The sequence below is a fragment of the Microbacterium sp. J1-1 genome, assembly GCF_024498615.1.
Lineage (GTDB): Bacteria > Actinomycetota > Actinomycetes > Actinomycetales > Microbacteriaceae > Microbacterium > Microbacterium aurugineum.
Map to the genome: position 1 here is coordinate 453,407 of NZ_CP089590.1, position 13,179 is coordinate 466,585.

General features: G+C 68.9%; 9 protein-coding genes. 8 read left to right on the forward strand and 1 reads right to left on the reverse strand.

Annotated elements, in window-relative coordinates; genetic code table 11:
• Window positions 1-242: 242 nt before the first annotated feature.
• From LRQ07_RS02145 to LRQ07_RS02175, 7 genes are all read left to right on the forward strand, one after another.
• Entirely contained in the window at window positions 243-1,511 is a 1,269-nt protein-coding gene (locus LRQ07_RS02145) for an ABC transporter substrate-binding protein (protein WP_134352853.1), read from the forward strand.
• A gap of 4 nt (window positions 1,512-1,515) precedes the next feature.
• Window positions 1,516-2,475: a carbohydrate ABC transporter permease gene (locus LRQ07_RS02150; RefSeq protein ID WP_232762720.1), complete on the forward strand. Its 960-nt coding sequence runs from the start codon at window positions 1,516-1,518 to the stop codon at window positions 2,473-2,475.
• A complete protein-coding gene (locus tag LRQ07_RS02155; RefSeq protein ID WP_194239336.1) occupies window positions 2,468-3,361 on the forward strand; it encodes a carbohydrate ABC transporter permease in 894 nt (297 codons plus the stop codon). Before LRQ07_RS02150 ends, LRQ07_RS02155 begins: the two co-directional genes overlap by 8 nt.
• Window positions 3,362-3,364: 3 nt before the next feature.
• A complete protein-coding gene (locus LRQ07_RS02160; protein WP_256535702.1) occupies window positions 3,365-4,423 on the forward strand; it encodes a LacI family DNA-binding transcriptional regulator in 1,059 nt (352 codons plus the stop codon).
• 41 nt (window positions 4,424-4,464) lie between these two features.
• Window positions 4,465-5,646 (forward strand): Gfo/Idh/MocA family protein, encoded by a 1,182-nt coding sequence (locus tag LRQ07_RS02165; protein WP_232762718.1) that lies wholly within the window; start codon window positions 4,465-4,467, stop codon window positions 5,644-5,646.
• A gap of 143 nt (window positions 5,647-5,789) precedes the next feature.
• A complete protein-coding gene (locus LRQ07_RS02170) occupies window positions 5,790-6,377 on the forward strand; it encodes a TetR/AcrR family transcriptional regulator (RefSeq protein WP_256535703.1) in 588 nt (195 codons plus the stop codon).
• A 16-nt stretch (window positions 6,378-6,393) separates the two neighbouring features.
• Window positions 6,394-9,603, forward strand: coding sequence for an efflux RND transporter permease subunit (locus LRQ07_RS02175; RefSeq protein ID WP_256535704.1), 3,210 nt, complete (start codon window positions 6,394-6,396; stop codon window positions 9,601-9,603).
• A gap of 162 nt (window positions 9,604-9,765) precedes the next feature.
• Here the strand turns inward: LRQ07_RS02175 and LRQ07_RS02180 are convergent, their stop codons facing one another.
• A complete protein-coding gene (locus LRQ07_RS02180) occupies window positions 9,766-10,662 on the reverse strand; it encodes an aldose 1-epimerase family protein (RefSeq protein WP_256535705.1) in 897 nt (298 codons plus the stop codon).
• A gap of 282 nt (window positions 10,663-10,944) precedes the next feature.
• Here LRQ07_RS02180 and LRQ07_RS02185 point away from each other — a divergent pair, with 282 nt between their 5' ends.
• On the forward strand, window positions 10,945-13,137 hold the full coding sequence (locus tag LRQ07_RS02185; protein ID WP_256535706.1) for a DEAD/DEAH box helicase: 2,193 nt from the start codon (window positions 10,945-10,947) through the stop codon (window positions 13,135-13,137).
• The last annotated feature ends 42 nt before the right edge of the window (window positions 13,138-13,179 follow it).

Here is a 13,179-nt window from a genome sequence, read left to right on the forward strand (position 1 = left end):
CTGCTCGCCGAGGCCCCCTCTGGATCGCACCAATCAGAGGGGGCGTCGACGGTGAACGGGGGTCTCGGCGGAGGGGACGGACGGGACGGGACGGGACCGCGAGACGGGGACGGGGCGCGACGGACGGGGGTGAAGCAGGGGTTGCGGGGGTGGGAAGGGGCGGGGTACTCTCCTTGCTAATCGATTAACGCTAAACGATTAACACCCGTTCCTGCACTCGTGCACTGTCGAAGGAGACACCGATGCCCCGTACGACCCGCCGCGCTCTGGGCGCCCTCGCCGCGTCCGCGGCCGCCGTCCTCGCCCTCAGCGCCTGCTCCTCCGCGACCGCGGGGGAGAGCTCCGACGGCGACGTCACCCTCAGCTACGCCATCTGGGACGAGAACCAGAAGCCCGCGATGGAGGACATCGCCGCGGCGTTCACGAAGGAGCACCCGAACGTCACGATCGACATCCAGGTCACCCCCTACAAGGAGTACTTCACCAAGCTGCAGACCGCCGCGACGGGTGGCTCGGCAGCCGACGTCTTCTGGATGAACGGCCCGAACTTCCAGCTCTACGCCTCGAACGGCCAGCTCGCCCCTCTCGACGACGGGGGGATCGACGCCGCGGACTACCCCGAGGGCCTGATCGACCTGTACACCTACGACGGCAAGCTCTACGGCGCCCCGAAGGACTTCGACACGGTCGCCCTCTGGTACAACAAGGCGCTGTTCGACGCTGCCGGGGTGGAGTACCCCTCGGCGGGGTGGACGTGGGATGACTTCACCGCGGCTGCCGCGAAGCTCACCGATCCCGCGAAGGGGCAGTTCGGCGTCGCGGCGAGCCAGTACGGTCAGGAGAACTTCTACAACTCGATCGCCCAGGCCGGGGGAGAGGTCATCTCCGCCGACGGCACGAAGAGCGGATACGGATCGCCCGAAGCGCTCGCCGGCATCGAGCTGTGGACCGACCTGATCGCCGCCGGCTCTTCGCCCACGGCACAGCAGATGACGGACACGAACCCCGAGGACTTCTTCCTCTCGGGCAAGGTCGCCATGTTCCAGAACGGATCGTGGGCGGCCATCGCCTACGCGGACAACGCCGACATCGGCGGTGACGTCGACGTGGCACCGCTGCCCGCCGGCGCCGAAGGCAACCAGAGCGTGATCCACGGTGTCGGAAACGTCGCCAACGCGAAGAGCGCCCACCTCGCCGAGGCCAAGATGTTCGCCGAGTTCGCCTCCGGTGAGCAGGCCGCGAAGATCCAGGCCGAGACCGGCACCGTGATCCCGGCGTTCGACGGCACGCAGCAGGCGTGGGTCGACGCGCTTCCCCAGTACGACCTGCAGGTCTACATCGACGCGCTCGAGAACGCCGTCCCGTACCCGGTGTCCAAGAACACCTCCGCCTGGACGAGCATCGAGAGCGAGGTGCTCTCCCAGGTGTGGTCGGGTGCGGTGACCCCGAAGGACGGCCTCCAGGATCTCGCCGCCCAGATGCAGGCGGCACTGGACGCCGAGCAGGACTGATCGTATGACCGTCCTCGCGCCGCGCGCGGTCGAGACGGCGGAGCGGATGCCGGAGCCGCAGGGCTCCGGCATCCGTCGCCGCCGTCGGAGTCCCGGAGCCTCGCCCTGGTGGGCGCTGGTCTTCCTCGGGCCGACCGCACTGGGCATCGCCGTGTTCTACCTGTGGCCGACCGTCCGGACCCTCATCATCTCGTTCACGAAGTCAGGGCCGTTCGGCGGGTCCGAGTGGGTGGGCATCGAGAACTACACGCGTCTGTTCCAGGATCCCGAGCTCATCGGGGCCCTCCGCAACACCGCGGTCTACACGGTCATCGCGCTCATCGGGATCCCTCTCGCGGTCGGGATCGCCGCCCTGCTGAACACCGCCGGGCTCAAGGGCCGCAGCGCCTACCGCACGCTGTACTTCATCCCCGTCGTCACGATGCCGGCCGCCATCGCGCTGGTCTGGCGCATGATCTACAACGGCGACTACGGGGTGCTCAACGCCGCTCTGGGTGCCGTCGGCATCGAGGGGCGCAGCTGGCTCACCGACCCGAACACCGCGTTGATCGCGATCGCCGTCGTCGGGATCTGGGCGGGGCTGGGCACCAACATCGTGATCTTCCTCGCCGGTCTTCAGGGCATCCCCGACACGATCATGGAGGCGGCCGACCTCGACGGCGCGGGTCCTGTGCGCAAGTTCTTCTCGATCACGATCCCGCTGCTGTCGCCGTCGATCTTCTTCGTCAGCGTGATCAGCGTGATCGGGGCGCTGCAGGTGTTCGACCTGATCTACATGATGCTCGGACGCAGCAACCCCGCGATGCCGAACACCCGCACCGTCGTCTATCTCTTCTACGAAGCGGGCTTCCTCGACAACGACCGCGGCTATGCGGCCGCCGTCGCGTTCCTCCTGCTCGTGATCATCCTGATCCTCACGATCGTGCAGTTCCGTCTGCAGAAGAAGTGGGTGCACTATGAGTGACGTCTCGCTCGACACGCGCGCCGTGGTCGGCGCTCCCGCCGGACGCTCGGGCACGCGCGCCGGGAAGCCGAGGAATCGCGGCCTCTGGATCGTGCACCTCGTGCTCCTCCTCGGCGCCGTGCTGATGGTCTTCCCGTTCGTCTGGCAGCTGCTGACCTCGTTCAAGACGCTGTCGGACTCCGTGCAGGTGCCGCCGTCGTTCCTGCCGCGTGAATGGGTGTTCACGAACTTCGCCGAGGTCTTCGACTCGATGCCGTTCGGGCAGATGTTCCTGAACTCCGTGCTCCTCACGGTAGGGCGCACGGTCGGACAGGTGGTGCTGTGCACGATGGCGGGCTACGCGTTCGCACGTATCCCGTTCCCCGGCCGCAACGCCCTGTTCGTGGTGTTCCTCTCGGTGCTGATGGTGCCGTCGCAGCTCTACCTGCTGCCGCAGTACGAGATCATCCAGTCGCTGGGGTGGCTCAACACCCTGCAGGCGCTCATCGTGCCCGGCATCTTCAGCGCGTTCGGCACCTTCCTGATGCGGCAGTTCTTCATGTCCATGCCCGCCGAGCTCGAGGAGGCCGCGCGCATCGACGGCGCGAATCCGTGGCAGACCTTCTGGCGGATCATGGTTCCGCTCGCGAAGCCTGGCATCATCGCACTTGTGGTGTTCACCGTGCTGTGGTCCTGGAACGATCTGCTCTGGCCGTTGATCGTGACGACCGACCCCGCGAAGATGCCGCTGTCGGTCGGGCTCTCGCAGCTGGTCGGCATCCACGGCACGGACTACCCGGTGCTGATGGCGGGTGCGCTGCTGGCGACGCTCCCGATGCTGGTGACCTTCATGATCCTGCAGCGGCAGTTCATCCAGGGCATCGCGTTCAGCGGATCGAAGGGCTGAGACATGGCGAAGAGCGAGCACCAGGCGCCTCGGCGACCGACCCTGCGCATGGTGGCCGAACGGGCCGGAGTGTCGACCGCGACCGTGTCGTATGTGTTCTCCGGGCGGGCGGGGGCGGCGTCAGGGGCCGGTGTCGCCGAGGCCACGGCCGCACGGGTGCTGGCCGCGGCCGACGAGCTCAACTACCGGCCGAACAGCGCGGCGCGGGCGATCCGCACGGGACGCAGCGGCATGGTGCAGCTCTCGCTGCACATGCTCAGCGACCCGTGGTCCCTGGCGGTGGCCGGCGCGGTGAACGCCGAGGCGAACAAGCACGGACTCACCACGCTGATCCTCGCCGACGGCGACTGGCATGCCGCGCTCGACCGCGTCGAGAGCGACGTGGCTTATCTGGACGGCGTGGGACTCGACGAGCCGGCGCGGCAGAACCTCGCCGACCTCGTCCGGCGCGGGCAGCGTCTGGTGGTGTTCTCCGAGCACCTCGAACCCGAGGGATTCGACGTGATCCGCTCCGACGCGATCCCGGGATGCGAGATCGCGATGGATCATCTGCTGGAGCGGCACACCGCGATCGGATGCATCGCCGCCGAGGGTGCGGTGCGCCTCGCCGGCGAGCAGGTCACGCGCTACACGCCCTACGTCGAGAAGCTGGCGGCCGCCGGCATCGAGCCGGAGCCGAACTGGACCGTGACGTACGCCGACACCCAGGCGAGCGCGTTCACGGCGGCGGTCGAGTTGCTGTCGGGCGAGAACCGGCCGCGGGCGGTGTACGCCACGACCGACTTCGCCGCGATCGCCACGATCAACGCCGCGCACATGCTCGGTCTGCGGGTGCCGCACGACGTCGCGGTGGTGGGCGTCGGCAACACCCCGGACGCCCGCCTGATCGCGCCCACCCTGACGACCGTCGGCCCGACCGACTTCTACGAGAGGCAGGCGCGCATCATCGTCGACCGTGCCCTCGAGACCGAACCCACCCCCGGGCGCCTGCACGACTTCGCATGGACGCTCTTCCCCGGCGGATCCACCGACCTCGACGCCCCCGCACCGCGGGCCCGTTGACCTCGGCATCTCGCACAGACTCATCACACAGAAGGACCATCGTGGATCTCCAGATCGGCATCATCGGCTTCGGCGCGCGCTCGACCCTCCAGGAAGAGGTGCATCGCCCCGGGCACGGATCACGCATCAGCGCCGTGTGCGACCTCGCTCTGCGCGCTCGCGAGGACGCCCGCGCCCTCGTCCCGGATGCGCTCATCACCGATTCGCTCGATGAGCTGCTGGCCTCGGGCGTCGACGCCGTCATGGTGCTCACCCCGGACGACACGCACGCCGCCCTCAGCATCCGGGCACTCGAAGCCGGAGTGCCGGTGTTCTGCGAGAAGCCCCTCGCGATCGACCTCGCCGACGCCGACCGGATGCTCGAGACCGCGCGCCGCACCGGCACCGGCCTCTACATCGGCCACAACATGCGGCACATGCCCGTGATCACGCTCATGCGCGGACTGATCCAGAGCGGGCGCATCGGACAGGTCAAGGCCGTGTGGGTGCGGCACTTCGTCGGCCACGGCGGCGACTTCTACTTCAAGGACTGGCACGCCGACCGCCGCCGCACCACGGGACTGCTCCTGCAGAAGGGCGCGCACGACATCGACATCATCCACTGGCTCGCCGGCGCGTACAGCGAGAGGGTCGCCGCGATGGGGGCGCTGAGCGTGTACGGCGACATCGCCGACCGGCGAGACCGGACGGGGGAGCGGATGCCGGACTGGTTCAGCATGGACAACTGGCCGCCGACCGCGCTCACCGGCCTGCACCCCGTGGTCGACGTCGAGGACATCTCGATGGTGAACATGCAGCTGGAGGGCGGGATCTTCGCGTCGTACCAGCAGTGCCACTTCACGCCCGACTACTGGCGCAACTACACCGTGATCGGCACCGAGGGGCGCATCGAGAACTTCGGCGACGTGGCCGGCAGCGAGGTCAAGCTGTGGAATCGGAGGCATGCGGGCGCGGCCGACGCCGACGAGACCTTCATCGTTCCCGAGGTCCCGGACGCGGGGCACGACGGTGCCGATGCGCTGCTCGTCGCCGAGTTCCTGCGGTTCGTGCGGCACGGTGGACTGACGGCGACGTCACCGATCGCGGCGCGCGAGGCGGTGGCGGCCGGTATCCTCGCCACCGCGTCGCTGCGGGGTGACGGCTCCGCGATCGAGATCCCGCCGCTCGACCCCGAGCTCGTCGCGTACTTCGAGCGCGGGCAGGTCGAGGCCGCACTGGTATGAGCGCAGCATCCGATGTTGCGGGATCAGAAAGGGGCCGGAACACGCGACGCCCGGTCCGTTCTTGATCCCGCACGGCCCGCTCCCAGCGCCCTCACATCCGGAAAATGTACAAAAGTACATGTACGGATGTCCAAGGGGGCGGGATGAAGCATGGTGCGCGTCGTCGACGAGACCCGGAAGCGCGCCGTCGGGAGATCGTGACCGCCGCGGCGGAACTGATCGTCGAGGTGGGCGCCGAGGCCGTCACGCACCGCATGGTGGCCGCCCGCGCCGGTGTGCCCCTCGGTGCGACGACCCAGTACTTCGACACCCTCGACGACCTCCGTGCCGCGGCCTTCCGCGCGCTTGCCGAAGAGGTTGACGCGCGCCTCGACGGTGTCCGTCAGACCCTCGCCGAGCGCGGCGTCTCTCCGCACACGATCGCCACCCTGATCGCCGACAGCATGGAGGACGCGCACGCCGTCCAGGCCGACCGCGCGGTGGTGACCGCTGCCGTGCACGATCCGCGGCTGCGCGAACTCGCTCGTCACCTCTCCGACCGGCTCGTGGAACTCCTCGAACCGACCTATGGTGAAGACCGGGCCCGTGCCGCGATGATCTTCATCGACGGCGTCATGTGGAACATGCAGATCCGCGACGACCGCCTGGCACAGTCCTTCATCGAGACCGCACTGGCGCGGATCCTCGGAGATTTCGCCTCCACTCCGACCGCAACGACAGCCACACCCTGACACCGAGGAAAACGCCTTGTCGAAACTCGCCATCCTGAGCCTCAAGAACCGTGCGCTCATCGCCCTGATCACCATCGTCGCGGCGGTGTTCGGCGGGCTCGCGCTCACGAACCTCAAGCAGGAGCTCATCCCTTCGCTCGAGCTGCCGGCGCTCGTCGTCATGACGACCTACCCCGGGGCCTCGCCCGAGGTGGTCGAGAATGACGTGTCGACGCCGGTCGAGTCGGCGATCCAGGGTGTCCCCGGGCTCGAGTCGACCACCGCGACCAGCACCACGAACGCCTCGATCGTCCAGGCGATGTTCGCCTACGGCACGAACCTCGCCACAGCCGAGCAGAAGATCCAGCAGGCGATCAACCGGATCTCGTCGCAACTGCCCGAAGACGTCAGCCCGCAGGTGCTGTCGGTGTCGATCGATGACTTCCCCGTGATCCAGGTCGCCGTCACCGGATTCGAGGATGCCGACAACGCCCAGGCCGAACTCGAATCCGTCGCGATCCCCGACCTCGAAGACGTCGACGGGGTCAACGCCGCGGAGATCGTCGGTGGCGTCGGACAGCGCATCAGCATCACCCCCGACACGGCGAAGCTCGCCGCCGCCGGTCAGAGTACACAGGCCATCAGCTCGGCGCTGCAGCAGAACGGCACCCTCTTCCCGGGCGGGGACATCACCGCCGACGGACAGACGCTCACGGTGCAGACCGGAGCCAAGATCACCTCGGTCGACGAGATCGCGGCGCTGCCGCTGGTGGGCACCGATCTCACCATCGGCGAGGTGGCCAGCGTGGTGCAGGAGTCCGACCCGGTCACCTCGATCTCGCGGGTCGACGGCAAGGATGCGCTGTCGATCTCGATCACGAAGCTGCCCGCCGCCAACACCGTCGAGGTGTCCAACGGCGTGATCGCGGCCCTCGACGAGATCGGCAAGGCGTTCCCCGATGCCGAGTTCACCGTGATCTTCGACCAGGCGCCGTTCATCGTCCAGTCGATCGAGACGCTCGCCACCGAGGGTCTGCTCGGCCTCGTCTTCGCCGTGATCGTGATCCTGGTCTTCCTGCTCTCGATCCGCTCGACCCTCGTGACGGCGATCTCGATCCCGACCAGCGTGCTCATCACGTTCATCGGATTGCAGGCGTTCGGCTACTCGCTGAACGTGCTGACGCTCGGAGCGCTCACGATCGCGATCGGTCGAGTGGTCGACGACTCCATCGTGGTGATCGAGAACATCAAACGTCACTACGTGGGCGATGCCGACAAGGGCGATGCGATCCGTCTCGCCGTGCGCGAGGTCGCGATGGCGATCACCGCCTCGACGATCACGACCGTTGCGGTGTTCCTGCCGATCGTCTTCGTCGGCGACATGGTCGGCGAGCTGTTCCGACCGTTCGCGATGACGGTGACGATCGCGATGGTGGCCTCGCTCCTGGTCGCGCTCACCATCGTGCCCGTGCTCGCCTACTGGTTCCTGAAGCCCGGCAAGCCGCTGCTCGACGAGCATGGAACGCCGATCGACCCCGAGCACCCCGATGCTCCGCCGACGCAGCTCCAGCGCGTGTACCGGCCGATCCTCGCCTGGACGCTGAAGCACTCGGGCGTCACGGTCATCCTGGCTGTCGTGGTGCTCGGCGCCACGCTCGCCGCGGCACCGCTGATGAAGGTCAACTTCCTCGGAGACTCCGGGCAGAACACCATGACCATCACGCAGGACCTCGGTCCGTCGGCGAGCCTGCAGGCGAAGTCGGATGCGGCCGTCGCGGTCGAGGACGCCCTGCTCGACATCGACGGCATCGAGCACGTGCAGGCCTCGATCGGCACCAGCGGCTCGGCGCTCAGCGATGCCTTCTCGGGCGGAGCGGGTGTCACGTACTCGGTGCTGACCGACTCCGACGCGGACCAGGAGAAGCTCCGCGCCGATGTGCAGGACGCGATCGACGGACTCGGTGACGAGGTCGGCGATGTGGCCGTGTCCGCCTCCGCGGGATTCGGCTCGAGCGACATCGAGATCACGGTCAGCGCACCGAACTCCGATGACCTGCAGACCGCGACCACGGCACTCGTCGACGAGCTCGACGGCCGGGACGGAGTCGGTCAGGTCACCGACAACCTCGCCGCATCGCTGCCGTACATCGCGGTCGTGGTCGATCGCGAAGCGGCCGCCCAGCGCGGGCTCTCCGAGGTCGCGGTCGGCTCGATCGTGTCGAACACCATGCGCCCGCAGCAGGCCGGTTCCGTCGAGATCGACGACACCGCGCTGACCGTCTACATCGTCACGCCCGAGCCGCCGACCACGGTCGAGGCGCTCAAGGAGCTGGCGATCCCGACGCCGCTCGGCGTGGTGCAGCTGCAGGACATCGCGACCGTCGAGCAGCGCAACGGCCCGACGTCGATCACGACCGAGCAGGGGCGTCGCACCTCGACGATCACAGTGCCGCCGGCATCCGACAACCTCGCCACCGCCACACAGTCGGTGAACGAGGCGCTCGCCGCGGTCGACCTGCCCGACGGCGCATCCGCCGAGGTCGGTGGCGTGGCGTCGCAGCAGGCGGACTCGTTCTCGCAGCTGGGCCTCGCGATGCTCGCGGCGATCCTGATCGTCTACGTGGTGATGGTCGCGACCTTCAAGTCGCTGCGCCAGCCGCTGCTGCTGCTCGTCTCGGTGCCGTTCGCGGCGACGGGGGCGATCCTGCTGCAGATCGTCACGGGAGTGCCGCTCGGAGTCGCCTCGCTGATCGGTGTGCTGATGCTGATCGGCATCGTGGTGACGAATGCGATCGTGCTCGTCGACCTGGTGAACCAGTACCGGGAGAAGGGACTGTCGACCGTCGAGGCGGTCAAGGCCGGTGGGGAGAAGCGTCTGCGTCCGATCCTCATGACCGCGCTCGCGACGATCCTCGCCCTCACCCCGATGGCGCTCGGCATCACCGGGCACGGCGGGTTCATCTCCCAGCCGCTGGCGATCGTCGTGATCGGTGGACTCCTGTCCTCGACCGTGCTGACACTGATCGTGCTGCCGACGCTCTACAACCTCGTCGAGGGTGCCAAGGAGCGGCGGGCGGCGCGCAAGGCGGGCGGGTCGGATGCCGGCGGGGCGCCCGAGCCGGATGCTCCGGTCGATCCCGATGCGTCGGGCGCTGCGGCAGCTCCGGCCGGTTCGGTGCTGATCGACGCGTCTGGTCTGCCGCACGCACGGCAGCTCACCCGGCGCGAACTGCGCGACCGGGAGTAGCGGGTCCGTCCGGCGGGGGTTCCGGCGGACGGTCACAACTCACGCGCGTTCACAACTCCGCAGAAAGGCCCCGGATCCGCAGGCAGATGCGTGATCCGGGGCCTTTCGAGTCGATCCTTGAGGAGTTGTCAACGGCCCGACGCTGCGACGGGTCGGAACAGGTCAGCTGAACGTGATGCCCCAGTGCAGGGTCCAGGTCTCTTCCGGGGCGAGGCGGCGGATGCCGAGGCCGCTGTTGAGCGCATCGGCGGGCGCGGTCATCGGCTCGATCGCGACCGCGAGGCTCTGTCCGGGATAAGCGGGTGTGGTGTACACCTGCACGTAGTCGAAGCCCTCACCCTGCCACAGAGTCACGCGACGGCCGTCCGGTGCGGTGAGCGAGTGGCGTACCCGCCCGTCCGGGTCGCGCGTGAGATCGGTGAAGCCGGTGTCGAGGCTCACGTCTCCCAGGCGGACGCCATCCCGCAGCGCGGTATCCGCCGGACGCGTCCCGGTCGGCAGCATCCGCTCATCGGTCTCGAACGCGGTCTTCGCGGGGATCCTCAGCGTGAGGTCGTGCGGGTCGACATCGCCGATCGTGACGAACGGATGCGTGCCCAGCGCGACCGGCGCCGGGGCGTCCGAGCGGTTGGTGAGGTCGTGCGCGACCTGGATGCCGTCGGAGGCGAGGGTGTAGGTCACGGCGGTCTCGATCAGATACGGATAGCCGGTCTGCGGCACGATGGTCGCTCGCAGCACGGCTTCGGTGTCGGTCTGCGACACCTCGTAGGAGGTGAAGCGCAGCAGTCCGTGGCTCGCATTGTTCAACTTCGGCTCGGTGATCGCGAGCGCTCGCGCGGTGCCGTCGTCATCCCATCGTCCGTCGCGCACCCGGTTCGGCCACGGCACGAGCACCACACCGGAACACGCGGGAGTCGGCAGGCCGAGGGGATACGGCGGCACGAGATCGACACCGCCGATGCGCAGCGAGCGCAGGGACGCGCCGACCTGGGCGATCTGCGCATCCACCTCGCCGCGTCGGAGGGTGATCTGGGTGCCGGTGGGGGAAGCGGTACTCACCTCGACATCGTACGGCCACGCCTGCGGCAGCACTCTCTCAGGTGCGTCCGGTAGTATCGGACGGTCGGCTTCGGACACCCGCGCGTTGGCGCGGACGTTTTCTGTGTATGAAGTGTGAGTCCAGGGGCCGATGGTGAGCGTCGCTCGACGCTAATCAACCATCACATGAATGGCCCCGGCCGCTGACAGTCCGGAACCCCGCTGATCGAGCCCGATCAGGCGCAGGGTGCTCGCGCGTGCGCGCGGCGCTGTTCTCGTGCGAGAACACAGGAAGACACCGCAATGCCGAAGAACAAGAAGCCCAAGGGCGGACGCCCGTCCGCGAACTTCGAGCCGCGCTACGGCGCGAAGAAGACCTCCTTCCACGATCGCCACAGCGGTGGCCCCGCCCGTGACGGGGCGCGCACCGAGCGTGGTGGACGATCGGATGCCGGGGAGCGTCGCTCCGCGCCCGCCGCCGGTGGCTACGACCGGCGTCCCGGCAGCCGCAGCGCCGGCCACCGCGGCTACCGTCCGGCCGAAGCTGAGGCGGGTGCGCCCAAGCAGCGCTGGAGCGCATCCGAGCGCGCGGGCCGCGATGAAGCCCGTGGCATCCGCAACCGCGCCGAGTCCGGGCGTCGCGAGGCCCCGCACCACCGCAACGAGCGCCCCCGCTTCGACGAGCGCTCCGACCGTCCGCGGTACAACGACCGGCCCAGCTCCGGCGGACGGTTCGACGACCGTCCGAGGCGTGACGACCGTGGCGGACAGCGCCCCACCGGTCCCGGAACCTACCGCGATGACCGCGGCGGTGACCGTCCGCGCCGCGACGACCGCGCAGGCACTCAGCGTCAGGGCTTCCGTGACAACGACCACCGCGACGGTGGGCGCCCTGGCCGCGACGACCGCCGCGGTGCCGAGCGTCCCCGGTACAACAGCGACCGTGGGGCCGAGCGTCCCCGGTACGACCGTGACGAGCGTCCGCGCCGTGACGACCGTGGTGCCGAGCGTTCCTATGACGCCGACCGCGCACGCCGTGCCTTCGACCGCGACCGCACGCAGCGTTCGTACGAGGGCGGCCGCGATGAGCGGTCGCGTCCGTCGACCGGTGGGGCCTACCGCACCGAGCGTCCGCGCCCGCTGACCTCGGACACGCGGGGGCGTCCGGCGCGCAACGAGCGTCCGAGCCGCAACGACTGGAACGCCACCGGCCGCCCGGCCTCCACCGGAGCCAAGTTCGCGCCGGGTGACGACGTGGTGCATGAGCGCCTCGAGGCGAAGTCCGTCGCTGCGGTCGAGGTCGACGGCGTGACCTTCGGTGACCTCGGTCTCGGCTCGAACATCGTCGAGACCCTCGCCGGCATGGGGGCGGCCACGCCGTTCCCGATCCAGGCGGCCAGCATCCCGGCCGTGCTCGGCGGTCGCGACGTGCTCGCTCGCGGGCGCACCGGTTCGGGCAAGACCATCGCCTTCGGCGCCCCGCTCGTCGAGCGCGTGCTGCAGTCGCAGGCCGGCAAGCGCCGTGAGTTCGGACGGTCGCCGCGCGCGATCATCCTCGCGCCGACGCGTGAGCTCGCGCTGCAGATCGACCGTACGATCCAGCCCATCGCCCGCAGCGTCGGCCTGTACACCACGCAGATCTACGGTGGTGTGCCGCAGGGCCGCCAGGTGGGCGCGCTCAAGAAGGGCGTCGACATCGTCATCGGCACGCCCGGTCGTATCGAAGACCTCATCAACCAGGGCAAGCTCGACCTCTCGGACTGCCGCATCGCGGTGCTCGACGAGGCCGACCACATGTGCGAGCTCGGATTCGTCGAGCCCGTGCAGCGCATCCTGCGTCACACTGCGGACGGCAGCCAGAAGCTCCTGTTCTCGGCCACGCTCGACCGTGAGGTCGCGGCGCTCGTCGACGAGTTCCTCGTGGACCCCGCCGTGTACGAGGTCGCCGGGGAGGGCCAGGACTCCAGCACGATCGAGCACCGGGTGCTGGTGATCGAGCACCGCGACAAGGCGGACATCCTCACGTCGCTCGTCGACCGCGCGGGCAAGACCCTCGTCTTCGCTCGCACCCGTGCCTACGCCGACATGCTGGCTGAGCAGTTCGACGACGCCGGCATCCCCGCGGTCTCGCTGCACGGTGACCTGAACCAGGCGAAGCGCACGCGCAACCTGGAGCGTCTGACCTCGGGCCGCGTGAACGTGCTCGTCGCGACGGACGTCGCCGCCCGCGGCATCCACGTCGACGACATCGACCTGGTCGTGCAGGCCGATGCCCCGGACGAGTACAAGACGTATCTGCACCGTTCGGGTCGTACCGGGCGAGCGGGTCGTTCGGGCCGCGTCGTGACGCTGATCACGCGTCAGCGCCAGCGTCGCATGACCGAGCTGCTCGACCGTGCCGAGATCGACGCGCCGTTCGAGAACGCGCGCCTCGACGACGACATCATCGAGGAGATCGCCGGCCGCGTGCCGACAGCGGCCGACCTGACTGCCTGAGCCGGGGCGGTTGCGAGCTGCGGCCGTTCACAACTCCGCAAA